Annotated in this window: 22 protein-coding genes; 6 read left to right on the top strand and 16 right to left on the bottom strand. The window is 72.5% G+C overall.

All coding sequences use genetic code 11. The features are described 5' to 3' along the window. Nucleotides 1-85 precede the first annotated feature (85 nt). Nucleotides 86-1366, bottom strand: coding sequence for an acetyl-CoA C-acetyltransferase (locus tag ACWERV_RS29600; RefSeq protein ID WP_452938817.1), 1281 nt, complete (start codon nucleotides 1364-1366; stop codon nucleotides 86-88). 82 nt (nucleotides 1367-1448) lie between these two features. Between ACWERV_RS29600 and ACWERV_RS29595 the strand changes: the two genes are divergently transcribed. Beyond that, nucleotides 1449-2702, top strand: coding sequence for a 3-oxoacyl-ACP reductase (locus ACWERV_RS29595; RefSeq protein ID WP_452938814.1), 1254 nt, complete (start codon nucleotides 1449-1451; stop codon nucleotides 2700-2702). A gap of 1 nt (nucleotide 2703) precedes the next feature. Further along, on the top strand, nucleotides 2704-3501 hold the full coding sequence (locus tag ACWERV_RS29590) for a MaoC family dehydratase (protein WP_452938812.1): 798 nt from the start codon (nucleotides 2704-2706) through the stop codon (nucleotides 3499-3501). Between the two features lie 234 nt (nucleotides 3502-3735). On the opposite strand, the gene ACWERV_RS29585 is transcribed toward ACWERV_RS29590, so the two are convergent. Beyond that, the gene (locus ACWERV_RS29585; RefSeq protein ID WP_452938810.1) at nucleotides 3736-4194 is read right to left on the bottom strand and encodes a MarR family winged helix-turn-helix transcriptional regulator; all 459 of its coding nucleotides are present in this window, start codon (nucleotides 4192-4194) and stop codon (nucleotides 3736-3738) included. A 48-nt stretch (nucleotides 4195-4242) separates the two neighbouring features. On the opposite strand from ACWERV_RS29585, the gene ACWERV_RS29580 reads away from it, so the two are divergent. Beyond that, complete coding sequence (locus tag ACWERV_RS29580) at nucleotides 4243-4821, top strand: TIGR03086 family metal-binding protein (RefSeq protein ID WP_452938808.1); 579 nt, start codon at nucleotides 4243-4245, stop codon at nucleotides 4819-4821. Here ACWERV_RS29580 and ACWERV_RS29575 read toward each other — a convergent pair. Continuing rightward, complete coding sequence (locus tag ACWERV_RS29575) at nucleotides 4818-5855, bottom strand: saccharopine dehydrogenase family protein (protein ID WP_452938805.1); 1038 nt, start codon at nucleotides 5853-5855, stop codon at nucleotides 4818-4820. The genes ACWERV_RS29580 and ACWERV_RS29575 overlap by 4 nt on opposite strands. A gap of 124 nt (nucleotides 5856-5979) precedes the next feature. Here ACWERV_RS29575 and ACWERV_RS29570 point away from each other — a divergent pair, with 124 nt between their 5' ends. After that, the gene (locus ACWERV_RS29570; protein WP_452938802.1) at nucleotides 5980-6930 is read left to right on the top strand and encodes a helix-turn-helix domain-containing protein; all 951 of its coding nucleotides are present in this window, start codon (nucleotides 5980-5982) and stop codon (nucleotides 6928-6930) included. Here the strand turns inward: ACWERV_RS29570 and ACWERV_RS29565 are convergent. The 6 genes from ACWERV_RS29565 to ACWERV_RS29540 all read right to left on the bottom strand — a co-directional run bounded on the left by ACWERV_RS29565 (nucleotide 6927) and on the right by ACWERV_RS29540 (nucleotide 10960). Beyond that, nucleotides 6927-7526 (bottom strand): TetR/AcrR family transcriptional regulator, encoded by a 600-nt coding sequence (locus tag ACWERV_RS29565; protein WP_452938800.1) that lies wholly within the window; start codon nucleotides 7524-7526, stop codon nucleotides 6927-6929. The genes ACWERV_RS29570 and ACWERV_RS29565 overlap by 4 nt on opposite strands. Continuing rightward, on the bottom strand, nucleotides 7526-7828 hold the full coding sequence (locus ACWERV_RS29560; RefSeq protein WP_452938797.1) for a DUF4229 domain-containing protein: 303 nt from the start codon (nucleotides 7826-7828) through the stop codon (nucleotides 7526-7528). The genes ACWERV_RS29565 and ACWERV_RS29560 overlap by 1 nt, the downstream gene beginning before the upstream one ends. A gap of 111 nt (nucleotides 7829-7939) precedes the next feature. Next, complete coding sequence (locus ACWERV_RS29555; RefSeq protein ID WP_452938793.1) at nucleotides 7940-8461, bottom strand: N-acetyltransferase family protein; 522 nt, start codon at nucleotides 8459-8461, stop codon at nucleotides 7940-7942. A gap of 46 nt (nucleotides 8462-8507) precedes the next feature. Continuing rightward, on the bottom strand, nucleotides 8508-9671 hold the full coding sequence (gene mqnE / locus ACWERV_RS29550) for an aminofutalosine synthase MqnE (RefSeq protein ID WP_452938790.1): 1164 nt from the start codon (nucleotides 9669-9671) through the stop codon (nucleotides 8508-8510). A gap of 42 nt (nucleotides 9672-9713) precedes the next feature. After that, complete coding sequence (locus ACWERV_RS29545; protein WP_452938787.1) at nucleotides 9714-10175, bottom strand: Lrp/AsnC family transcriptional regulator; 462 nt, start codon at nucleotides 10173-10175, stop codon at nucleotides 9714-9716. A 50-nt stretch (nucleotides 10176-10225) separates the two neighbouring features. Next, the gene (locus ACWERV_RS29540) at nucleotides 10226-10960 is read right to left on the bottom strand and encodes a UbiX family flavin prenyltransferase (protein ID WP_452938785.1); all 735 of its coding nucleotides are present in this window, start codon (nucleotides 10958-10960) and stop codon (nucleotides 10226-10228) included. A 175-nt stretch (nucleotides 10961-11135) separates the two neighbouring features. On the opposite strand from ACWERV_RS29540, the gene ACWERV_RS29535 reads away from it, so the two are divergent. After that, nucleotides 11136-11738: a rhomboid family intramembrane serine protease gene (locus ACWERV_RS29535; protein WP_398192762.1), complete on the top strand. Its 603-nt coding sequence runs from the start codon at nucleotides 11136-11138 to the stop codon at nucleotides 11736-11738. Between the two features lie 108 nt (nucleotides 11739-11846). Further along, nucleotides 11847-13040 (top strand): hypothetical protein, encoded by a 1194-nt coding sequence (locus tag ACWERV_RS29530; RefSeq protein ID WP_452938782.1) that lies wholly within the window; start codon nucleotides 11847-11849, stop codon nucleotides 13038-13040. 36 nt (nucleotides 13041-13076) lie between these two features. Here ACWERV_RS29530 and mqnP read toward each other — a convergent pair whose 3' ends face one another. The 7 genes from mqnP to ACWERV_RS29495 form a co-directional block, all read right to left on the bottom strand. Next, nucleotides 13077-14000 (bottom strand): menaquinone biosynthesis prenyltransferase MqnP, encoded by a 924-nt coding sequence (gene mqnP / locus ACWERV_RS29525; protein WP_398192760.1) that lies wholly within the window; start codon nucleotides 13998-14000, stop codon nucleotides 13077-13079. Further along, entirely contained in the window at nucleotides 13997-15448 is a 1452-nt protein-coding gene (locus ACWERV_RS29520; protein ID WP_398192759.1) for a menaquinone biosynthesis decarboxylase, read from the bottom strand. Before ACWERV_RS29520 ends, mqnP begins: the two co-directional genes overlap by 4 nt. A 36-nt stretch (nucleotides 15449-15484) precedes the next feature. Then, nucleotides 15485-16603 carry a c-type cytochrome biogenesis protein CcsB gene (ccsB, locus tag ACWERV_RS29515; RefSeq protein ID WP_452938779.1) on the bottom strand — a complete coding sequence of 373 codons (1119 nt, stop codon included), beginning with the start codon at nucleotides 16601-16603 and terminating at the stop codon, nucleotides 15485-15487. Next, nucleotides 16600-18363: a cytochrome c biogenesis protein ResB gene (resB, locus tag ACWERV_RS29510; RefSeq protein ID WP_452938776.1), complete on the bottom strand. Its 1764-nt coding sequence runs from the start codon at nucleotides 18361-18363 to the stop codon at nucleotides 16600-16602. Before resB ends, ccsB begins: the two co-directional genes overlap by 4 nt. 4 nt (nucleotides 18364-18367) lie before the next feature. Continuing rightward, on the bottom strand, nucleotides 18368-19144 hold the full coding sequence (locus ACWERV_RS29505; RefSeq protein ID WP_452938773.1) for a cytochrome c biogenesis CcdA family protein: 777 nt from the start codon (nucleotides 19142-19144) through the stop codon (nucleotides 18368-18370). A gap of 1 nt (nucleotide 19145) precedes the next feature. Next, entirely contained in the window at nucleotides 19146-19757 is a 612-nt protein-coding gene (locus ACWERV_RS29500; protein ID WP_452938770.1) for a TlpA family protein disulfide reductase, read from the bottom strand. A gap of 106 nt (nucleotides 19758-19863) precedes the next feature. Next, complete coding sequence (locus tag ACWERV_RS29495; protein ID WP_452938768.1) at nucleotides 19864-21156, bottom strand: hypothetical protein; 1293 nt, start codon at nucleotides 21154-21156, stop codon at nucleotides 19864-19866. Nucleotides 21157-21505 lie beyond the last annotated feature (349 nt).

Below are 21505 nucleotides of genomic sequence, written 5' to 3'. Positions count from 1 at the left end.
CGCGGAGGGTGAGCGTTTTCAGGGGCGTGGGAGGTACCTCCCACGCCCCTGAAAAACGGGGCACCGCCCTACGCAGCAGGGGCGCTCAGGGGCGGGTGAGGACCGCGGTGACGCCCTGGCCGCCCGCGGCGCAGATGGAGACGAGCCCCCGCGCGGGCGAGGCCTCACCGGCGAGGTGGTGGGCCAGCGTGGCGACGATCCGCGCACCCGTCGCGGCGAACGGGTGCCCCGTGGCGAGGGAGGACCCGGCGACGTTGAGCCGGGCGCGGTCCAGGGAGCCCAGCGCGGCGTCGAGCCCCAGCCGGGACACGCAGTAGTCCTTGTCCTCCCACGCGGCGAGCGTGGCCAGCACCTGGGAGGCGAAGGCCTCGTGGATCTCGTAGTGGGTGAAGTCGTCGAGCCCGAGCCCGGCACGGGAGAGCATGCGCGGCACCGCGTAGGCGGGGGCCATGAGCAGCCCCTCCGCTCCGGAGACGAAGTCGACCGCGGCCGTCTCGTAGGCGGTGAGGAAGGCGAGGGGTTCGAGGCCGTGGGCGGCGGCCCATTCCTCGGAGGCGAGCAGGACGACGGCGGCGCCGTCGGTGAGCGGGGTGGAGTTGCCCGCGGTCATCGTGCCGTCGGGGCCGCCGTAGACGGGGCGGAGCCGGGCGAGTTTCTCGGGCGTGGAGTCGGGGCGGAGGTTCTGGTCGCGGGCGAGTCCGCGGAAGGGGGTGACGAGCGGCTCGAAGAAGCCCCGGTCGTAGGCGGCGGCGAGCCGCTGGTGGCTGGCGGCGGCGAGTTCGTCCTGGGCCTCGCGGGTGATGCCCCACTGCGCGGCGGTGAGCGCGGCGTGCTCGCCCATGGAAAGGCCGGTGCGCGGTTCGGCGTTGCGCGGGATGTCGGGGACGAGGTGCCGGGGGCGTACGGCGGCGAGCGCGCGGGCCCGGCCGCCGAGGGTCCTGGCGCGGCGGGCGGCGAGGAGGGTGCGGCGCAGCTGGTCGTTGACGCCGAGGGGCGCGTCGCTGGTGGTGTCGGCGCCGCCCGCGATGCCGCTGTCGATGACGCCGAGGGCGATCTTCGCGGCGACGGCGAAGACGGCCTGGAGGCCGGTGCCACAGGCCTGCTGGACGTCGTAGGCGGGGGTGTCGGGGGCGAGGACGGAGCCGAGGACGGTCTCGCGGGCGAGGTTGAAGTCGCGGCTGTGCTTGAGGACGGCGCCCGCGGTGAACTCCCCCACCCGCTCGCCCGCCAGGCCGGTGCGTTCGGCCAGGCCGTTCAGCGCGGCCGTGAGCATGTCCTGGTTGGACGCGGTGGCGTAGGGGCCGTCTGCGCGTGCGAAGGGGATGCGGTTGCCGGCGATGACGGCGACGCGGCGGACGGTCTGCATGCGGTCTCCCGATCTTCCGATCTGCGTGACTCACCAGTAGCCTTACCGCCGGTAAACTTACTCCAGAGTAAGGAGAAGGCCAATGGCCGATCGCTATCTCCGCGCCACCGGCACCGCACCCGGCCGCTTCCTCGCCCGCCGCCTGGGCCTTCCCCTGCCCGTCCCGCTGCGCCGCTACTCGGCGCGGACACCGGAACTGCCCGGCCCCGTCCTGCGGATCGCCGCGGGCGAGGCACCACCCGCGGCGGGCGGGACGCCGTACGGCGGGATCGTCGTCGACGCCTGCGGGATCGACGAGCCCGGCGCGCTCGGCGGCCTGCACGCCGCCCTGCACCCGCTCGCCCGCTCGCTCGCCCCCTGCGGACGCGTCGTCGTGCTCGGCGGACGGCCGCAGGACGGCGACATCGCGCACGCGGCCGCGCAGCAGGCGCTGGAGGGCTTCGTCCGGTCGTTCGGCAAGGAGATCGGGCGGGGCAGCACCGTCAACCTCGTCCGGCTCGCCCCCGGCGCCGAGCCGGACGCGGCGCTGGACTTCCTGCTCTCGCCGCGCTCGGCGTACGTCAGCGGCCAGGTCGTCGAGGTCGGCCCGGCGGCCCCCCGGCCCGAGGGACCGCGCACCGCGCTCGTCACCGGGGCCGCGCGCGGCATCGGCGCGGCCGTCGCCGAGACGCTGGCCCGCGACGGGGCGAACGTCGTCCTGCTCGACGTGCCGCAGGCGGGCGACGCGCTCGCCCAGGTCGCCGCGCGTCTCGGCGGCAAGGCCCTCACGCTCGACATCACCGCGCCCGACGCGGGCGAGCGCATCGCCGCGGCCCTGCCCGGCGGCGGCCTCGACGTCCTCGTCCACAACGCGGGCATCACCCGCGACCGCAAGCTCGCCAACATGGCCGCCGACCGCTGGAACACCGTCGTCGACGTCAACCTCGGCAGCGTCCTGCGCACCACCGCCGCGCTCCTCAAGGCAGGTGCCGTCGCCGACCACGCGCGCATCGTCGGCACCGCGTCCATCGCGGGCATCGCCGGTAACGTCGGCCAGACCAACTACGCCGCCTCCAAGGCCGGGATCATCGGCTGGGTACGCGCCCTCGCCGCCGACGCGGAACTGCGCGAACGCGGCATCACCGCCAACGCGGTCGCGCCCGGCTTCATCGAGACCGCGATGACCGCGGCCGTCCCCCTGGTCATCCGCGAGGCCGGCCGCCGGATGAACTCCCTCGGCCAGGGCGGGCACCCCGAGGACGTCGCCGAGACCGTCAACTGGCTCGCGGCGGGGGCCTCCGGCGGGATCAACGGGCAGGTCGTCCGCGTCTGCGGCCAGTCGCTGCTGGGCGCCTGACATGGCGCCACTGCTCCTGACACTCGGCCGCGGCGCGCTCACCGGGCTCACCAAGCGCCCCTCCGCCGCCTCCCGCCTCACCCCCGCCCGGCTCACCCGCGAGGCCGTCCGCGTCGGCCCCGCGCGGGCCGCCGCGTACGCCCGCGTCTGCGGGTACGAGCCAGGGCCCGTCCTCCCCCTCACCTACCCGCACATCCTCGGCTTCCCGCTCGCCGCGCGGCTCATGGCCGCCCGCGCGTTCCCGCTGCCGCTGCTCGGGCTCGTCCACACGTCGATCACGGTGCGGCGGCTGCACGCCCTGACCGTCACCGACCGGCCCGACCTCACCGTCCGCACGGAGGGCCTGCGGCCGCACCGGCGCGGTACGGAGGTCGTCGTCGTGACCGAGGCGCACCTCTCGGGCCGACTGGTGTGGCAGGACGCCAGCACGTACCTGGCCAGGCACCGGGTGCCGGACCAGGACGCCTCGGGGGCCGCCGCCCCCGGCCCCCGCCTCCCCCTCGTCGAGACCTGGCAACTGCCCGGCGACCTCGGGCGCCGGCACGCCCGGGTGAGCGGCGACTACAACCCCATCCACCTCTCGGCCCCCACCGCCCGCCCCTTCGGCTTCCCCCGCGCGATCGTCCACGGCATGTGGACGGTGGCGCGGTGCGGGGCGCTCGCCGCTGAGGCGAACGTTCTTGAGGCCGAGTTCCGCCGGCCCGTCCTGCTGCCCTCGACCGTCGAGTTCGCCGCGTCCGGCTCCGCCTTCGAGGTCCGCTCCCCCTCCGGCGTCCACGTGGTGGGCACGATGAGCTGACCTCGCCGGTCGGGCATCTCGCACTGCCGCGCGGGGCGAGCGTTCTGCGCTGCCGCGCGGGGCACCCGTTTTTAGGGGCGCGGGAAACTGCGCGCTCAGCCCACCACCGTGGTGCGGGTCGTCACCGGACCGAGGGGGCGATTCGGTTCGCGCCGGACCACCGGCCGGTGAGTGGTTGCTCGCGCAGTTCCCCGCGCCCCTAAAAACGGGCGCGGCCCCCTGCGCAGGGCGGACTCACCGTTCCCCCAGGGCCTCCGCCGGAAGCGCGGAGAGGGTGGCGAGGGCGGCCAGGAGGGTGGAGGCCTGGGCCTCCGTCAGGTGGCGGGACAGGAGGGCGTTCTCGCGGGACTGGATCGCGCCCTGCGCGGCATCGCGGAGGCGGAGGCCTTCCGGGGTGAGGGCGAGGAGGCGGACGCGGCGGTCGGAGGGGTCCGGCGTGCGGGTGATGAGGCCGCGGGCCTCCAGATCGGCGAGGACCTCGATGATGCGGGTCTTGTCGGCGCCGATGGCCTCCGCGAGAGCGGCCTGGCTGCGCAGGGGTTCGGGGTCGAGCCCGAGGAGGACGGAGTAGGCCCACATGGTGAGCCCGTGCTCGCGCAGCACGGGGAGTTCCGCCGCGGTGAGCGCGCGGCCGAGGGGGACGATCATCGCGGCGAGGTCCTTGCGGGGCGGGCGGCGGCGATCGGCGGACATCGCAGGAACTCCCTTGACAGATAATAAGCTCTCGCAGACGATAAGCACATGCCTACCGTTATGGAGCGGCTCCGTGACCTCGACGCACGCGCGGTGCGCCTGAGCACCGGGCTCGTCCGGGAATCGACCGTAGCCGATCTGCGCCGCCCCACCCCCTGCGAGGGCTGGGACCTCGCGGATCTGCTGGGGCACATGACGGCCCAGCACCGTGGTTTCGCCGCCGCCGCACGGGGGGCGGGCGGCGAGGCCGCGGTCTGGGCCGTCGCACAGGACGCGGACCCGGCGGCCGCGTACGAGGCCGCCGCTGCGGACGTCGTCGCCGCTTTCGCCGCCGTGGACGACCCCGAACAGCCGTTCACCCTGGCCGAGTTCAGCACCGGCCCGGACTTCCCCGCCCGCCTGGCGGTGGGCTTCCACTTCCTGGACTACGTGGTGCACGCCTGGGACGTCGCGGTGACCCTCGGCGTCCCCTTCACCCCCGACGCCGACCTGGTCGAGGCCGCGCTCCCGATCGCCCTCGCCGTACCGCCCGCCTCCCCCGTCTTCGCCGACCCGCTGCCCGCGGCGCCGGACGCCGACGCGCTGACCCGCGTCCTGACCTGGCTGGGCCGCAGCCCGCGGGACTAAGGCAGCGCCACCGTCACGTGCGGTGCGAGGGCGCGCAGCAGGTCGGCCGCGTCGAACATCTCGCCCGCCGGGGCGACGCCGACCGTGGCCGTACGCCCGTCGAGGATCCGTGCCACCGCCTCGACGGCGAGGGGCGCGCTCACCGCGTAGATGTCCCGGCCGCTCGCGGTGGCCCGGCGGCGTTCCGTTCCGCGGCGCAGTTCGACGTCCACGACGAAGGTCTGCTCCGAGCGGCCGTCCGCGCCGGGGGCGGGCGGCGGGGTGTCGGGGGACGACAGTTCCTCGACCGCCTCGACCGTCATGTAGCCGCGCACCTCGGGCACGGGCAGGTGGCGCGGGATGGTGACGGAGTCGGCCATGGTGAAGTCGGCGACGACCGCGCGGCGGCCGAGCGGGCCGGGGAAGTGCCATTCCTCGGTCGGCAGCGGGTCGTCGTGGTAGGTGAGCCGTCCGCCGCTGAAGCGGACCCGGCGGCCGCCGCGCCGCTCGTGCGAGACGGCACCGGAGGCACGCGTGCCCGGTGTGGGGTGCCAGCCGCTCAGCCCGTAGGCGACATGGGCCTCGTCGGCGGACGTCCAGTCGCCCATCGCGGCGGTGGCCAGCAGGTCGCCGAGGCCGCCGTAGAAGGCCATGGCGGGGACGACGACCGCGCCCGCGGCCTTCGCGCGGTCCGCGTAGCGCTCGAAGGTGTCGTGGTTGGCCTCGATCTCGGCGGCCACGTCCACGTACGGGATCCCGGCGCGCAGCGCGGCCTCGACCACCGGGCCCGCGGTCGCCGCGAAGGGGCCCGCGCAGTTGACGACGGCCGCGGTCCCGGCGAGGGCCCGGTCCAGGGCCGCCGGGTCGTCCGCCGACGCCGGGCGGACGTCGTGAAGGCCCCGCTCGGCCGCGAGTTCCGCCAGCCGCCCCGCGTCCCGCCCGGCGGGCACGGGCACGAAGCCCCGGCGGGCCAGTTCCGCCACCACGAAACGCCCCGTGTGCCCGTAGGCCCCGAACACCGCGACCTTCCGCCCCGTCCCCGTCCCCGCGTCCATCAGCTCTCCCGTTCCGTACGCCGTCCCCGCGCGGTGGTGTCCGCCGCGATCCGTACGGCCATCCTGGCGGGCGGGCCGGACGGCGACGAGTGTCCGGAACGACAGCACCCGTACACTTCCGGACATGACCACGGTCGCGCTCGCCGTCAGCGAGGGAATGCTGCACTTCGAACTGTCCCTGGCCACCGAGGTCTTCGGCGCCAAGCCGGACGCCGTCCCGGGGCCCTGGTACGACCTGGAGACGTGCGGTACGGCCCCGGTACGGGTCGGCCGCTTCCTGCTGGAGCCCGAGCACGGGCTCGACCGGCTCGCGTCCGCCCACACCGTGATCGTCCCCGGCTGGGCGGATCCGGACGTCACCCCGCCCGCGGACCTGGTCGACGCCGTACGGGCCGCCCACGACGCGGGCGCCCGGGTGGCCTCGCTCTGCACGGGCGCCTTCGTGCTCGCCGCGGCCGGGCTGCTGGACGGCCTGCGCGCCACCACGCACTGGGCCCACACCCGCGAACTGGCCGCGCTGCACCCGCGCGTCGAGGTCGACCCCGACGTCCTCTACGTCGACAACGGCCGGGTGCTGACCTCCGCGGGCAAGGCCGCCGCCATGGACCTGTGCCTGCACCTCGTCCGCCTCGACCGCGGCTCGTCCGTCGCCAACGCCGTCGCCCGGCGACTGGTCGTACCCCCGCACCGGGAAGGCGGCCAGGCCCAGTTCGTCCACACCCCCGTCGCCGCCCCCGGCCGCCACCCCCTCGCCGAACTGCTGCCCTGGGCACTGCGGCACCTCGACCGGCCGCTGACGGTCGAAGACCTCGCCCGGCAGGCCCGGATGAGCTCACGCCACCTCGGCCGGCACTTCCGGTCCGTGACGGGCACGACGCCGCTCCAGTGGCTGCTCGCCCAGCGCGTCCGGCGCGCACAGGAACTGCTGGAGACCACCGACCGCGGCATCGACGCGGTCGCCGCCGCGACCGGCCTGGGCTCGGCCGCCACCCTGCGCCGCCACTTCCACCGCGTGGTCGGCGTCCCGCCCGACACCTACCGCCGCACCTTCCGCGCGGAGGCACGCGAGGGCTAGACGGTCTGGGCCAGGCCCGTCCAGGCGAAGGTCATGAGGGAGGCGGCCAGATCGTGCGGGGGCGGCGGTTCGGACGTCGCCGACGCCCACGCCGCGAGCGACTCCGCGGCCCCCACCAGCGCGTACGCGTACGGTGCGACGGTCCGGGTGTCGGGGGCGCCGCACGCCGCCGCGATGAGTTCCGCGACGAAGTCGACGATCCGCGCCCGCAGCCCCGCCACCTGCGCGGCGAACGGCTCACCGACCGTACGGGCCTGCGCGTAGAGCACCGTCCAGCCGTCGGGGTGCGCCGCGGTGTGCTCGAAGAAGCCGAGCAGCCCGCTCCACAACTGCCGCTCCGGCGGCGCGTCCGCCGCGACCGCGTCGCGTACGGCCGCGGTCAGCGCGTCCGCCTCACGCCGGATGCACGCGGTGAACAGGGCGTCCTTGGACTCCAGGTACAGATACACCAGCGGCTTGCTGACGCCCGCCGCCTCCGCGATCTCGTCCATCGACGCGGCACGGAAACCGCGGCGCGCGAACACCGCGACGGCGGCGTCGAGCATCTGCCGCTCGCGTTCGGCCCGCGGGACCCGCTTGCCCCCCGCCGCGGGCATCAGGCGGTGCGCGCGGCGCCGTCCCGCGCGGCGTCGTCCGCCGCGTCCTCCTGCTGCTGGTTCGCGATGAGGTTCTGCCGGGTGCGCTCGACCTTGTCGGACACCTGGGTCGCCGCCTGCTCGCGCACATTGCGCAGCAGGACGAAGCTCAGCGGGGCGGACACGATGAGGGCCAGCAGGGCGACCCACAGGTAGTTCGAGTCACCGAGCCCGGCCGGCAGGACACGCAGCCGGACCAGCCCCCAGATGACACCGAAGCTCGCGACGATGAGGCCGAAGCGCATGGCGGTGTACCTAAGCATGTTCCCAGTGAAGCACGCCGCCCCCTCCCCACCGGGGGCGGCCCCCCGAACCCCGCCCTTGCGCAGGGCCCGCGCCCCTGAATACGCGCACCGCCCTATGGGGCTGGGGAGCTACAGGGTCAGGAGCATCATGATGTCGTCGCGGTCGTCGCCCGGGGCCACCCGGATCGCGTCGGGGACGCGCCCGACCTCCTTGTAGCCGCATCCCGCGTAGAAGGAGTCGACCCCGGTGCCGCCCCGGCACGTGAGGCGGATCGCCTCGATGCCGGGGAGGGTGCGGGCGGTCGCCTCCGCCGCGGACATCAGGGTGCGGCCGTAGCCGCGGCCCTGGTGGCGGGGGTGGACCATCACCGTGTAGAGCCACAGCCAGTGGGTCATGAGCCGGTGCTCGTTGAAGGCGAGGAAGACCGTCCCGGCCACCGCGCCGTCCTCGTCGCGGCCGACGAGCAGCCTGCGGCTGCCGTCCGCGACCGCGGCGAGGGACGCGTCGAGGGTGGGGCGGATGTCCTCGGGGGTGACGGGGGGCACGAAGCCGACCGCGCCGTCCGCGTTGGTGACGTCCGTCCAGAGCGCGAGGATGCCCTCGCGGAGCGCGTCGTCCAGCACGGGGTCCAGCTCGCACGTAAGGGTCATACCTTCAGAGTAGCCATTACGTGGAGCCGGGTCCCCATGAGGCGGGTCACACCCGCATGGGCTGCGGGGCGTCGCGGCGGGAGTCGTCCGGGCCCGGGTACTCACGGATGATCTCGTAGCGCGTGTTGCGCTCGACCGGGCGGAAGCCCGCGTCGCGGATGAGGTCGAGGATGTCGTCGCGGGTGAGCTTGTTGGGGGTGCCGTAGTCGTCCGCGTCGTGGGTGATCTTGTACTCGACGACCGAGCCGTCCATGTCGTCGGCGCCGTGGTTGAGGGCGAGCTGCGCGGTGGACAGGCCGTGCATGACCCAGAAGACCTTGACGTGCGGCACGTTGTCGAAGAGCAGCCGGGAGACGGCGAAGGTCTTGAGCGCCTCCGCGCCGGTGGCCATCGTGGTGCGGGCCTGGAGGGTGTTGCGGACCTTGCCGTCCTTCATGTCCACGAAGTCGTGCTGGTAGCGCAGCGGGATGAAGACCTGGAAGCCGCCGGTCTCGTCCTGCAGCTCACGCAGCCGCAGCACGTGGTCGACGCGGTGCCGGGGCTCCTCGATGTGGCCGTAGAGCATGGTGCAGGGGGTCTTGAGGCCCTTGGAGTGCGCCAGCCGGTGGATGCGGGACCAGTCCTCCCAGTGGGTGCGGTGGTCCACGATGTGCTGGCGCACCTCCCAGTCGAAGATCTCCGCGCCGCCACCGGTGAGGGATTCCAGGCCCGCGTCGATCAGCTCGTCGAGGATGTCGGAGGCGGACATCCCCGAGATGGTCTCGAAGTGGTGGATCTCGGTGGCGGTGAAGGCCTTGAGCGAGACCTGCGGCAGCGCCTCCTTGAGGGCCTTGAGCGAGCGCGGGTAGTAGCGCCAGGGCAGCGTGGGGTGCAGGCCGTTGACGATGTGCAGCTCGGTGAGGTTGTCGCCCTCCATGGCCTTGGCCAGCCGGACGGCCTCCTCGATGCGCATGGTGTACGCGTCCTTCTCGCCCGGCTTGCGCTGGAAGGAGCAGTACGCGCACGAGGCGGTGCACACGTTCGTCATGTTGAGGTGGCGGTTGACGTTGAAGTGGACGACGTCGCCGTTCTTCTGCGTGCGCACGTGGTGCGCGAGGCCGCCGAGCCACGCCAGGTCGTCGGACTCGTAGAGGGCGATGCCGTCCTCACGCGTCAGCCGCTCGCCCGCGTAGACCTTCTCTTCCAGCTCCCGCTTGAGCCCCGCGTCCATGTGCTTCTCCTCCTGCCGGGATCGACCGCCCGGCGTCCGACACTACGCTCCGCTTTCCTCGGGCAGCGCGCCGACCCGGTTCTCCCACTTCGTCGACAGCACGATCGTGGTACGGGTGCGGGCCACGCCCTTGGTGCCGGACAGCCGGCGGATGGTGGCCTCCAGGCCGTCCACGTCGTTGACCCGGACCTTGAGCATGTACGAGTCGTCCCCGGCGATGAACCAGCAGTCCTCGATCTCGTCGAGGGCGCGCAGCCGCTCGGCGACGTCCTCGTGGTCGGCGGCGTCACTGAGCTGGAGGCCGACGAGCGCGGTCACCCCGAGGCCGAGCGCGGCGGGGGCGACCGTGGCGCGGTAGCCGGTGATCACCCCGGCCTGCTCCAGGCGGTTGATGCGGTCGGTGACGCTGGGGCCGGACAGGCCCACCAGCCGGCCCAGTTCGGCGTACGACGCCCGGCCGTTCTCCCGCAACGCCTGGATGAGCTGTCTGTCCACCGCGTCCATCAGGGGGGACCCTCCTGTTCGTACCGCGACTGCGCTGTCTGGACACGAATCTAAGGCATGGCGGGGCCTGCGCCCTGCGCATCTGCCCGTCCGAGGCCGCCTTGCCAGCGGCGGTACAGGGTGTGCGGGACCCCGGCGGCGTCCAGGGCGCGCCCGGCGACGAAGTCGACGAGGTCCTGGATGTGGGTGGCGCCGGTGTAGAAGGCCGGTGAGGCGGGCAGGACGGCGGCCCCGGCGTCGTCCAGGGCGACCAGGTGGCGCAGCGTCTGGCCGCTCAGCGGGGTCTCGCGCACGGCGACGACGAGCGGGCGGCGCTCCTTGAGGGTCACGCTCGCGGCGCGTTGCAGCAGGTCCTTGGACAGCCCGAGCGCCACCCCGGCCACGCACGCGGTGCTGGCCGGCACGATGAGCATGCCGCGGGCCGGGTACGAGCCGGAGGACGGCCCGGCGGCCAGGTCGCCGGCCGGCCAGTGGCGTACCCGGTCCAGGTCGGGCACGGGGTAGGCGGCCGGGTCGCCGTCGGCGCCGCGGGCGAGCAGCCGGGCGAGGTCGGTCCGCCAGTGGGCGTCGCGGAAGGGTCCGCCGGTCTCGTCCAGCAGGGTGAGCCGGGCCGCGCGGCTCACGACGAGGTCGACGTCCTGGCCCGCGGCCAGCAGCGCGCGCAGCACCGCGGCGGCGTACGGGGTGCCCGAGGCGCCGGAGACGCCCACCACCCACGGGGTGCGGGGCGGCCCGGCCTGCGGTTTCGCGTCCTCCTGGGGCTCCCCGTGCTGTGCGTCGTCCACGCCGACGAGGGTAACCGGCGGCGCCGGAGGCCGCCGCGGAGGGAACCCCGCGGGGGCGATCGGCGTCTTCCAGGAGTAAAGGGAGTGGCGGGGCCGGTCGCCGTCGGGAGACGGCCGGGGGATTCAGGGGGTTGGCCGTGGGTCACGGACACACCGCGCACGGCGGGAGGCGGTCATGAGCGTGTCGGGCACGCTGCTCGCCCCGGTGCGGGCCGGCGGCCGGGTGGCCGCGGCGGGCATCCTGATGGGCGGCTGGCTGGCGCTGCTGTGGGGCATCGAGGCGGTCAACGCGCTGAGCGGTCAGCGGTTGGACACCTACGGGATCTCCCCCCGGCAGGGCAGCGAGCTGCTGGACATCGTGCCGGCCGCCTTCCTGCACGTCGGCTTCTCCCATCTGGCGTCCAACAGCCTGCCGTTGCTCGTGCTGGGCTTCATCGCCGCGCTCAGCGGCATAGCCCGCTACCTCGCGGTGGCCCTGACGGTCATGGTGGTCAGCGGGCTCGGCGTGTGGCTGACGGCGCCCGCGCACAGTGTCACGCTCGGCGCGTCCGGGCTCATCTTCGGCCTGTTCGGGTACCTGGTGGTGCGCGGTTTCGTGGACCACCGGGCGCTGGACGTGATCGTGGGCCTCATCGTCGGCGTGCTCTACGGGTCGATCCTGTGGGGTGTGCTGCCGACGGCCACCGGGGTGTCCTGGCAGGCGCATCTGTTCGGTCTGGTCGGCGGTGTCGTGGCGGCGTTCCTCTTCCGCGACCGCTCGGTGGCGCAGGCCTCCTGACGGAGCGGCTGCTTCCGCTGCCGGATCCCGGCAGCGGGCGGCCCGCACGTCGGCAGACATATCCCGTCGAAAGCACAGCGCCTGCACAGGTAACCTTCAGTCAAGATTGTGCAAAGTCCGCGGGTACGGAAGTGCTCGGCGGCGAACGAGGAGTTCGACATCAACAGCATCCGCAAGGGTCTTGCCGCCGCCGCAGTCGTGGCACTGATAACCGCGGGCGCCGCCGCCTGCGGCGACGACGAGCCCAGCACCCCGCAGGGCAAGGTCACCAACGCGTTCACCAACCTGGGCGACCAGAAGGCCGTCACCGTCGGCCTGTCCTTCGACGGCACGGCGCAGCAGATCTACGCGGCGATGAAGGACCAGGACGACTTCGACCTGTCCGACGCCAAGGTGCTCGCGGGGCTGAGGATCAGCGCCGCGCTCAGCTCCCCCAAGCCCTTCGCCCAGCTCAAGCAGGGCGACAAGGGCGGCAACGTCGGCTTCACCGTCGCCTCGGACGCCTCCGGCGGCAAGGACGGCAGCACGCTCGTCGGCCTGCGCGCGGTGGACGAGAAGGTCTACCTCAAGGTGGACCTCAAGGCCATCGCCGGGCTCGACCCGTCCGACAAGGACCTCCAGGAACTCAACGGCATGCTCGGCTCGGTCGACCAGATGCCGTCCTCCTTCGCCTCCGTCAAGACGCTCGTCAAGGGCGGCTGGGTGTCGCTGGACCCGAAGGGCTTCGAGGACTTCTTCAAGTCCCTGGGCTCGCAGGGCGACGCGGCCTCCGGCGACTCCGGCAGCGACGACCCGCTGTCCGGCCTCGGCCTGCCCACCGGCCTGCCGACCGCGCTGCCCACCGACCTCGCGAACAAGAGCCTCACGCAGCTCATCGACCCGCTGCGCACCTCGCTCACCCGCGACGCCAAGCTCACCGACCTCGGCACGAAGGACGGCGCGGACCACATCCAGGCGTCCATCCCGGCCCGCACCCTCGCCAAGGACCTGCAGAACGGCCTCGGCTCGCTCTCCAAGTCGCTGCCCGGTGACGTCACCAAGAACCTCGACGACGTCCCGAACAAGACGGTCAACGTGGACCTGGCCATCAAGGGCGGCAAGCTCACCCACATCACCGTGGACCTCGCGCAGCTCGACGACACGATCCACGGCAAGCTGCCGCTGGACCTGTCGATCGACGGCGACGCCGCCCCGGTCAGCGCGCCCTCCGGCGCCCAGCAGCTCAACCCGCAGGACCTCATGGGCCTGGTGATGTCGCAGCTCGGCGGCTCGGACGACGGTTCCGACCCGAGCGATTTCTGAGCCGTACGGCTCGGGACCGCGCGCGGCCCCGGTGGTTCAGCCGCCGAGGCCGCGCGCGAGCAGGTCGCACAGCGCGAAGACGAAGAGCGTGATGCCGATGACTCCGTTGACGGTGAAGAACGCCCGGTTGAGCCGGCTCAGGTCGTGCGGCCGGACGATGGAGTGCTCGTAGAGGAAGGCCCCGGCGACGACCGCCAGGCCCGTCCACCACAGGCCGCCCGCGTCGGTCAGCACGCCGTACCAGACCAGCAGCGCGGTGGTCACGACGTGGCTGGCGCGGGCGCCGTGCAGGGCCGCCGGGATGCCGAAGCGCGCGGGCACGGACTTGACGCCGTGCGCCCGGTCGGCGGCCACGTCCTGGCAGCCGAAGATGAGGTCGAAACCGCCGATCCACACCCCGACCGCCAGGCCGAGCACGACCGGGGGCCAGGACCACGAGCCGGTCACCGCGAGCCACGCCCCGACCGGGCCCATCGCCTGGGCCAGGCCCAGGATGGCGTGCGGGAAGTTCGTGAAGCGCTTGCCGTAGGGGTAGACGACCATCGGCACCACCGCGACCGGCGCGAGCACCAGGCACAGCGTGTTGAGCAGCGCGGCCGCGCCCAGGAAGACCGCGAGCGCCACGAGCGCGCCGGTCCACGCGGTGCGCACCGACAGGGCGCCGGTGACGAGTTCGCGGGTGGCGGTGCGCGGGTTGCGGGCGTCGATCTCCCGGTCGATGATCCGGTTGCAGGCCATCGCGAAGGTCCGCAGGCCCACCATCGCCACGGTGACCAGCAGCAGTTCGCCCCAGTGCACATGCCCGTCGTCCCGGAACATCGCGGTGAGCGCCGCGATGTAGGCGAAGGGCAGGGCGAAGACCGAGTGCTCGATCATCACCAGCCGCAGGAAGGCCCGCACCCGGCTCTCGGGCCGGGGACCGCGTCCGACGAGGTCCGGGGTGGCTGTGTCGGCACTCACAGGCCGTACTCCCTCCATCGGCGGTCGACCTTCGCCGCCGTCTCCGGGTCGGAGAGCACCATCTCCGGCCAGCCCCCGTCCCGCGTGTAGCCCTCCTCGGGCAGCTTGCGGGTTGCGTCGATCCCGGCCTTGCCGCCCCAGAACTGCTGGTAGGAGGCGTGGTCCAGATGGTCGACGGGTCCTTCCACGACGGTGAGGTCGCGGGAGTAGTCGGTGTTGCCGAGGGCCCGCCAGGCGACCTCGTGCAGGTCGTGGACGTCGCAGTCGGCGTCCACCACGATGATCAGCTTGGTCAGCGACATCATGTGGGCGCCCCACACCGCGTGCATGACCTTCTGGGCGTGCTTCGGGTACTTCTTGTCGATCGAGACGATCGCGCAGTTGTGGAAGCCGCCCGCCTCCGGCAGGTGGTAGTCCACGATGTCCGGGACGATGACCTTCAACAGCGGCAGGAAGAAGCGCTCGGTCGCGCGGCCCAGCGGCCCGTCCTCGGTCGGCGGCCGGCCCACCACGATCGACTGGAGGACCGGCTTCCTGCGCATCGTCACACAGTCGATGGTGAGCGCCGGGAAGGGCTCCTGCGGGGTGTAGAAGCCGGTGTGGTCGCCGAACGGGCCCTCCGGCAGCGTCTTCCCGGGCTCCAGCCAGCCCTCGATGACGACCTCGGCCTGCGCGGGCACCTGGAGCGGCACCGTCTTGCAGTCGACCAGCTCGATCCGCTTGCCCTGCACGAAGCCCGCGAAGAGGTATTCGTCGATGTCGCCGGGCAGCGGCGCGGTCGCCGCGTACGTCACGGCGGGCGGGCAGCCGAAGGCGATCGCGACGGGCAGCCTCTCGCCGCGCCGCTGGGCGGCCTGGTAATGGTTGCGGCTGTCCTTGTGGATCTGCCAGTGCATACCGATGGTGCGCCGGTCGTGCCGCTGCAACCGGTAGAGGCCGAGGTTGCGGACGCCCGTCTCGGGGTCCTTGGTGTGGGTCAGGCCCAGGTTGAAGAAGGAGCCGCCGTCCTGCGGCCAGGTGAAGAGCGCGGGGAGCGCGTCGAGATCGACGTCGTCCCCGGTCAGCACGACCTCCTGGACGGGCCCGTCCTTGACCTTCTTCGGCGGCACGTGGAGCATCCCGGACAGCTTGCCGAAGGCCTCCCGGACACCGACGAAGCCGTGCGGCAGCTCGGGCTTGAGCAGCCCGGCGATCTTCTCGCTGATCTCCGCGTAGGACTTCAGGCCGAGCGCCTTGAGCAGCCGCCGGTCGGTGCCGTAGACGTTCATCGCGAGCGGCGCGGCCGAGCCCCGCACGTTCTCGAAGAGCAGTGCGGGGCCGCCGGCCTTGTTGACCCGGTCGGTGATCTCGCCGACCTCCAGGTACGGGTCGACCTCGGCGGTGATCCGCCGCAGGTCGCCCTCCTTCTCCAGTGCCCGGAGGAACGAGCGGAGATCGTCGTAAGCCATGGGCCCCAGTCTCGCATCCCGCCGGGCGGCGCCGGGTCAGACCCCGGCGTAGGAGTGTTTGCCGCCGACGAAGATGTTCACGCCGTAGTAGTTGAACAGGAAGCACGCGAAGGCGGCGAGCGCCAGGTAGGCGGCCTTGCGGCCCTTCCAGCCCGCGGTGGCGCGCGCGTGCAGGTAGCAGGCGTAGGCGACCCAGGTGATGAACGCCCAGGTCTCCTTGGGGTCCCAGCCCCAGTAGCGGCCCCAGGCGGCCTGCGCCCAGATCGCGCCCGCGATGATGGTGAACGTCCACAGCGGGAAGACCAGCGCGTTCATCCGGTACGCGAACTTGTCCAGGGTCGCCGCCGCGGGCAGCCGCCGCATGATGTCGCCCCAGCGACCGGTGCTCGCCCTGCCCGCGGCGACCGCGACCTCGTAGTGGTCGCGGAAGAGGAACAGCAGCGTGCCGACGGCCGCGAGGTAGAACACCGCGCCGGAGATGATCGCGCACGACACGTGGATCCACAGCCAGTACGAGTGCAGCGCCGGGACGAGCTGCTCGCTGTTGGTGTAGAGGACGGTCAGTGCCAGACCCAGGTCCAGCAGCACCGTGGTGGTCAGGAACAGCCCGATCCAGCGGACGTTCTTGCGCAGCGCGAGCAGCAGCAGGTACGTGCCGACGGCGACCGCGCCGAAGGTGGTGGAGAACTCGTACATGTTGCCCCACGGGGCGCGCTCCACCGAGGCGGCGCGGAAGGCGACGCCGCCGACGTGCAGCAGCCACGCGAGCACCGTGAAGGAGACGGCGATCCGCCCGTAGAGGTCGCCCTTCTCGTCGCCGCCCGCGGCGCCGGGGCCGTCCTCCATGCCGCGGTCGCTCGCCGAGGCGCGCGTCACGACGGTCGGGCGCTCCAGCGTGACGGTGCCGCCCGCGGTCTTCACCGTGACCTGCTGCGCCGCCTTCTTGCGGGCGGCCTCGGCCGCCTCGGCGGCGGCCAGCTCGGCACGCCCCTCCTCGGTGAGCGCGGCGGACTGCACCGCGATCTTGCTGCGCCCGCCGAAGACCCACTCGGCCAGGTGCGCGAGGAAGGCGAGCGTGTACACGAACATCGCCGAGCGGATCATGTAGTTGCTGTAGTTCGCGAAGTTCTCGTTGACCGCGGCAGCGATGTTCACGCGCGCGCTCCTTCGTCGTCGGTCGCTGTGGTGTCAGGTCCTGACCCGGACTCGGGTGGTGCCGCGTCGTCCCCGTCACTGCCGGGGTCGGGCGTGACGGGTGCGTCGGGGAGCATCTGTACGGCGACGTCGCCCAGCTCGTCGGCGATCCGCGCGGACTCGCTGCGGCCCAGGCCGCCCAGCTCCACGACCGTCCCGCCGCCCTTGCCTGCGCTCGCCCGCACCCAGATCCGGCGGCGCTGGATGAACAGCGAACCGGCCAGGCCGAGGATCGCGCCGATACCGCTGACCAGGGCGCCGAGGTTGCCGGACTGGTGGGAGACGGTGAAGCTGGCCCAGGTCGCGATGCCGTCCAGCCGCAGGGTGCCCGCGCCGTTCGGCAGCGTCATGGTGTCGCCCACGCCGAGCAGGTCGGACAGCGGGGAGCCGTCGGGGTTGGTGAACTGCTTCAGGTGCGTCTCGTCGAGCTTGTAGACGTTCTGCTGGAGCCCGGCGTCCAGGCCCAGGTCGCCGTGGAAGGCGTTGAGGGCCAGCCGCGGGTTCTGGAGCGTCGGGAAGGTCGAGTACATGCCGAGCGTCTTGCTCGTGGCGAAGGTCGGGGCGAGGATGCCGCGGAAGCCGAGCTGGTCCTCCTTGCCGTCCTTGCCGATCGCGTCCGGGGCCTTGATGACGCCGACCGAGGTGAGCGCCGAGTCCTGCGGCAGGAACGGCACGGTGGTGTGCACCACGTTGCCCTGGCCGTCGGTGACGGTGACCTTGACCGCGTAGCCGTGCGAGATGAGGTAGACCTTCTCGCCGCCGATGCTCAGCGGGTGGTTGACCGAGATCGTGCCCTTGGTCGTCTTCGAGTCGTCGGTGCCGGAGTAGTAGCGGATGTTCGCCTGGAACTTCAGGGCGGTGCCCTTCTCCGGGCCGCTCGTGGCGTACCTCGACTCGAAGTTGTCGAGCTTGAAGCCGAAGGGCTGGAGGTCGTCGGCGCCGTACCAGGTGCCGCCGCTGAAGTCGTCGTACGAGGTCAGGTTGTTGACGAAGCCGTCGCCCTCGACGATCAGCTTGCCGCCCTCGGCCTTCTCCAGCGACGTCAGCGCGAAGGCGATCAGCAGGCCGAACAGCGAGACATGGAAGAGCAGATTGCCGAACTCGCGCAGGTAGCCCTTCTCGCCCGCGACCGAGGTGCCCGTCACGCTGGTGCGGAAGCGGCGTCCGCGCAGCACCGTGCGGGCCGCCTCGGTGACCTGCTCCGGGCTCGCGTCGGTGTGCCAGGTGCTGTACGCGGGCAGCCGGGTCAGGTTGCGCGGCGCGGCCGGCGGGCGGGCCCGCAGCTGGCCGACGAACTGCCAGGTGCGCGGCACGATGCAGCCCGCGAGCGACACGAACAGCAGGATGTAGATCGCCGCGAACCACGGCGAGCTGTAGACGTGGAAGAGGCCGAACCGCTCGTACAGCGGTGCCAGCACGGTGTGCCGCGCCTTGAAGGCGTCGACCTTGAGCTGGTCGTTGTGCTGCGGGATGAGCGAGCCGGGGATCGCCGCGAGCGACAGCAGGAAGAGCAGGATCAGCGCGATCCGCATCGAGGTCAGCTGCCGCCACATCCAGCGCAGCCAGCCCAGCACCCCGAGCCCCGGCACCTCGTTCAGGCTGTCGGCGGGGGCGGTGCTCAGCTGCGCGCCGGCCGCGCCCAGGTCGTCGCGGTCGGGCTGCCCGGCGCCGGGCGCGGTCCCGTCCGTCCCGGCGTTCCCGGGTTTCTCCGTGATGCTCATGGGTTCAGACCCCTGAAGTGAAGCCGCTCGACCAGATCTGCATCTGGTAGGTGATGTGTTCCCACACTCCGGTGACCAGCAGGACGCCGACCGCCACGAGCATGACTCCGCCGGTCCGTATGACCCACGCGTAATGCCGCTTGACCCAGGCGAAGGCGCCCAGCGTACGGCGGAAAGCTATGGCCGCCACGATGAACGGCACACCGAGCCCGGCGCAGTAGAAGGCCATCAGCACCGCGCCGCGCACCGCGCTCGCGTCGCTGAAGGCCAGCGTGTTGACGGCCGTCAGGGTCGGTCCGACGCAGGGCGTCCAGCCGAGCCCGAACAGCACACCGAGCAGCGGCGCCCCGGCCAGGCCCATCGTGGGCCGGACGTGGAAGCGGAACTCGCGCTGCGTGACCCCGCCGACCATGCCCATGAAGGCCAGGCCCAGCACGATGGTCAGCGACCCGAAGATCTTGGTCAGGACGTCCTTGTGGACCAGCAGCGTCTGCCCGAAGTTGCCGAACAGCGCCCCGCCGGACACGAAGACCGCGCTGAAGCCGAGCACGAACAGCGCCGCGCCCGCGAGCGTCCGCCCGCGCCGGGCCTCGCCCAGGTCGGTGCCGGTGACACCGGTCACGTACGACAGGTAGCCGGGCACGAGCGGCAGCACGCAGGGCGAGAAGAACGAGATGAGGCCGGCGAACATCGCGACCGGTATGGCGGCGAGCAGCGCGCCGGTCAGGACCGTGTGCGTCTGGTCGAACGCCAGCACGGTCAGCGTGCCGTTCCCGGCCACGTCACTTCTCCGCGACGATCTTGTCGACCATCTCGTTGAGACCGTCCTCGGTGAGCGCGCCGAGGACCCGGGCGGCGATCTTCCCGTGCCGGTCGACGACCAGCGTGGCGGGCAGCGACGCCGGGTTGATGTTGCCCTTGGGGAACTTCAGGATCAGGTTCCCGGCCGGGTCGTACAGGCTCGGGTACGGGATCTTGTAGTGGTCCACGAACCGCTGGGCGGGCGACCGGTCGAGGTCGCGGGTGTTGATGCCGAGGAACTGCACACCCTTGGACACGTCGGCCTGCGACACCGACGCCATGTGCGGCGCCTCCGCGCGGCAGGGCGCGCACCACGAGCCCCAGATGTTGATGACGACGACCTTGCCCTTGTAGGCCGCCAGGTCCGCGTGCCCGCCGTCCACGGTCTCGCCCGCCAGCTCGGGCGCCGCCTTGCGGTCGCCGGCCTTGACGTACGTGATCGTGCCGGCGCCCCCGACGTAGTTCGAGCCGTCGGACGACGTGGACCCGCTCGACGACGAGCACGCGCTCAGCAGCGACGCCACGGCCGCGACACAGGCGAGCGCCGCGGCACGGCGCGGCATACGGCGCCGGGGGGCGCGGGTAGGACTCATGTGAAAAGTTTCGCATGGGCCCCGGAGCGATCTTCCACACCCCCGACACCGGCACCAAAAGCGGCAATCGCCCCAAGTAAGGACCAGGTGATGGCCGCGGGCGCGCCTAGACGACCGGGGCGGGCGGCGAGGCGGTGGTGCCCGCGGGCTTGGGCGCGGGCAGCGTCATGAACTCCTTCCAGCCCTGCGACGGCTTCTCCCCGACCTCCAGCCCGCGCAGCCGCTCCAGCACCGCCGGGTCCTGCGCGTCCAGCCAGTCCGCGAGCTGCCGGAAGGACACCATCCGCACGTCGTCGTGCCCCGCGGCCGCGATGTACGTGAACGCCGCCTCGACCGCGTCCATGTAGATCCCGCCGTTCCACTCCTCGAAGTGGTTGCCGATGTAGAACGGCGCCCGGTTCGTCTGGTACGCCCGCTCGAAGCCCGCGATGTACGACTGCGTGGCCTGCTCGCGCCAGTACGGGTAGTTGCGCGGGTCGGACTGCGTCGCGGCGTGCGACTGGTTGGCCAGCATGTTGTAGTCCATCGACAGCACCTCGAAGGTGTGCCCGGGGAACGGGATGAGCTGGAGCGGGAAGTCCCACAGGCCCAGCTTCTTCGAGGGCCACACCTGGTTGCCGCCCGGCGAGCTGGCGTCGTACCGCCAGCCCAGCGCCGACGCCGTCGGGAGCAGGCTGTTCTGCCCGAGCAGGCACGGGGTGCGGCCGCCGACCAGCTCCTTCTCGTAGTCGAAGGGCAGCGGCTCCTCGCCGTGCCAGCCGGTCTGCGTCTTCCAGGTGGTCACGAAGCTCTTGGCCTGGTCGATCTCGGACTTCCAGTCCGCCGGGGTCCACCGCCCGACGCTGCCGGTGCCGGTGCAGAAGTGGCCGTTGAAGTGCGTGCCGATCTCGTGGCCCTCCAGCCACGCCTGCCGGACGTTGTCGAGCGTCATCTGCAGGTGGTCGTCCGCGAGGTAGCCGATGTCGGAGGCGCCGAGCGGGCTGTTGGGCGGGGCGTAGTTCAGCTTCTTGTCCTCCGGGAGCAGATAGAGCCCGCTCAGGAAGAACGTCATGGACACGCCGTGGTCCGAGGCGAGCTTGCGGAACCGCGGGAAGAGCCCGTTGCCGACCTCGCCCGCGCCGTCCCACGAGAAGACCACGAACTGCGGCGGCGTCTGCCCCGGCTCCAGCCGGTCGACCACCGGCTGGTACGGCTGCGCGCCCGTGTGCGCGGTCGACCCGTCCCCGATGAGGGTCACCGTCCGCGTCGGCGCGTGCGCCCCGCTCGCCCCCGACGGCTCCCCCGTCCGCCGGGCAGCACCCTCCTTGCCGCCCTTCCCCGCCCCGCACCCCGCGACGGCCAGCCCGGCCGCCGCCCCCGCGGTTGTCGCCAGCAGACTCCTTCGGCTCATTCCACTCATGCGTGGGTCCCGTCTCTCGGCACGATGCACTTGCCGTGCGGCTCCGGGGCGGGTGCTCGTGTGGACAGCCCGCCTTGCTGTCCACACGTTCCTCACGCTTTATGTGATTGTGGTCAAATCCTATTAATTACCCCCACATGGTGGACCCCCCTTCCCCCTCCCGGGGGTGCCGGCTCCGCCGGGGGGCTGCGGCCGCGCCGCCGGGCACGCGTTTCGCGCTGCCGAGCGGGGGTCCGCGCTGCCGCGCCGGGCACGCGTTTTTAGGGGCGCGGGGAACTGCGCGAGCAACCCACCACCGGCCGGTGGTCCGGATCGGACCGAAGCGACCCCTTGGGTCGGTATCCGACCC

Source organism: Streptomyces sp. NPDC004031, assembly GCF_053604375.1.
The sequence above is the reverse complement of the archived record's forward strand: the minus strand, read 5'-3'. Positions and strand labels throughout refer to the sequence as shown.

What these genes read in the sequence shown, in the direction of transcription:
- ACWERV_RS29600 (WP_452938817.1), bottom strand. Translation starts at nt 1,366, where the DNA reads ATGCAGACCGTCCGCCGCGTCGCCGTCATCGCCGGCAACCGCATCCCC.
- ACWERV_RS29595 (WP_452938814.1), top strand. Translation starts at nt 1,449, where the DNA reads ATGGCCGATCGCTATCTCCGCGCCACCGGCACCGCACCCGGCCGCTTC.
- ACWERV_RS29590 (WP_452938812.1), top strand. Translation starts at nt 2,704, where the DNA reads ATGGCGCCACTGCTCCTGACACTCGGCCGCGGCGCGCTCACCGGGCTC.
- ACWERV_RS29585 (WP_452938810.1), bottom strand. Translation starts at nt 4,194, where the DNA reads ATGTCCGCCGATCGCCGCCGCCCGCCCCGCAAGGACCTCGCCGCGATG.
- ACWERV_RS29580 (WP_452938808.1), top strand. Translation starts at nt 4,243, where the DNA reads ATGCCTACCGTTATGGAGCGGCTCCGTGACCTCGACGCACGCGCGGTG.
- ACWERV_RS29575 (WP_452938805.1), bottom strand. Translation starts at nt 5,855, where the DNA reads ATGGACGCGGGGACGGGGACGGGGCGGAAGGTCGCGGTGTTCGGGGCC.
- ACWERV_RS29570 (WP_452938802.1), top strand. Translation starts at nt 5,980, where the DNA reads ATGACCACGGTCGCGCTCGCCGTCAGCGAGGGAATGCTGCACTTCGAA.
- ACWERV_RS29565 (WP_452938800.1), bottom strand. Translation starts at nt 7,526, where the DNA reads ATGCCCGCGGCGGGGGGCAAGCGGGTCCCGCGGGCCGAACGCGAGCGG.
- ACWERV_RS29560 (WP_452938797.1), bottom strand. Translation starts at nt 7,828, where the DNA reads ATGCTTAGGTACACCGCCATGCGCTTCGGCCTCATCGTCGCGAGCTTC.
- ACWERV_RS29555 (WP_452938793.1), bottom strand. Translation starts at nt 8,461, where the DNA reads ATGACCCTTACGTGCGAGCTGGACCCCGTGCTGGACGACGCGCTCCGC.
- mqnE (WP_452938790.1), bottom strand. Translation starts at nt 9,671, where the DNA reads ATGGACGCGGGGCTCAAGCGGGAGCTGGAAGAGAAGGTCTACGCGGGC.
- ACWERV_RS29545 (WP_452938787.1), bottom strand. Translation starts at nt 10,175, where the DNA reads ATGGACGCGGTGGACAGACAGCTCATCCAGGCGTTGCGGGAGAACGGC.
- ACWERV_RS29535 (WP_398192762.1), top strand. Translation starts at nt 11,136, where the DNA reads ATGAGCGTGTCGGGCACGCTGCTCGCCCCGGTGCGGGCCGGCGGCCGG.
- ACWERV_RS29520 (WP_398192759.1), bottom strand. Translation starts at nt 15,448, where the DNA reads ATGGCTTACGACGATCTCCGCTCGTTCCTCCGGGCACTGGAGAAGGAG.
- resB (WP_452938776.1), bottom strand. Translation starts at nt 18,363, where the DNA reads ATGAGCATCACGGAGAAACCCGGGAACGCCGGGACGGACGGGACCGCG.
- ACWERV_RS29500 (WP_452938770.1), bottom strand. Translation starts at nt 19,757, where the DNA reads ATGAGTCCTACCCGCGCCCCCCGGCGCCGTATGCCGCGCCGTGCCGCG.
- ACWERV_RS29495 (WP_452938768.1), bottom strand. Translation starts at nt 21,156, where the DNA reads ATGAGTGGAATGAGCCGAAGGAGTCTGCTGGCGACAACCGCGGGGGCG.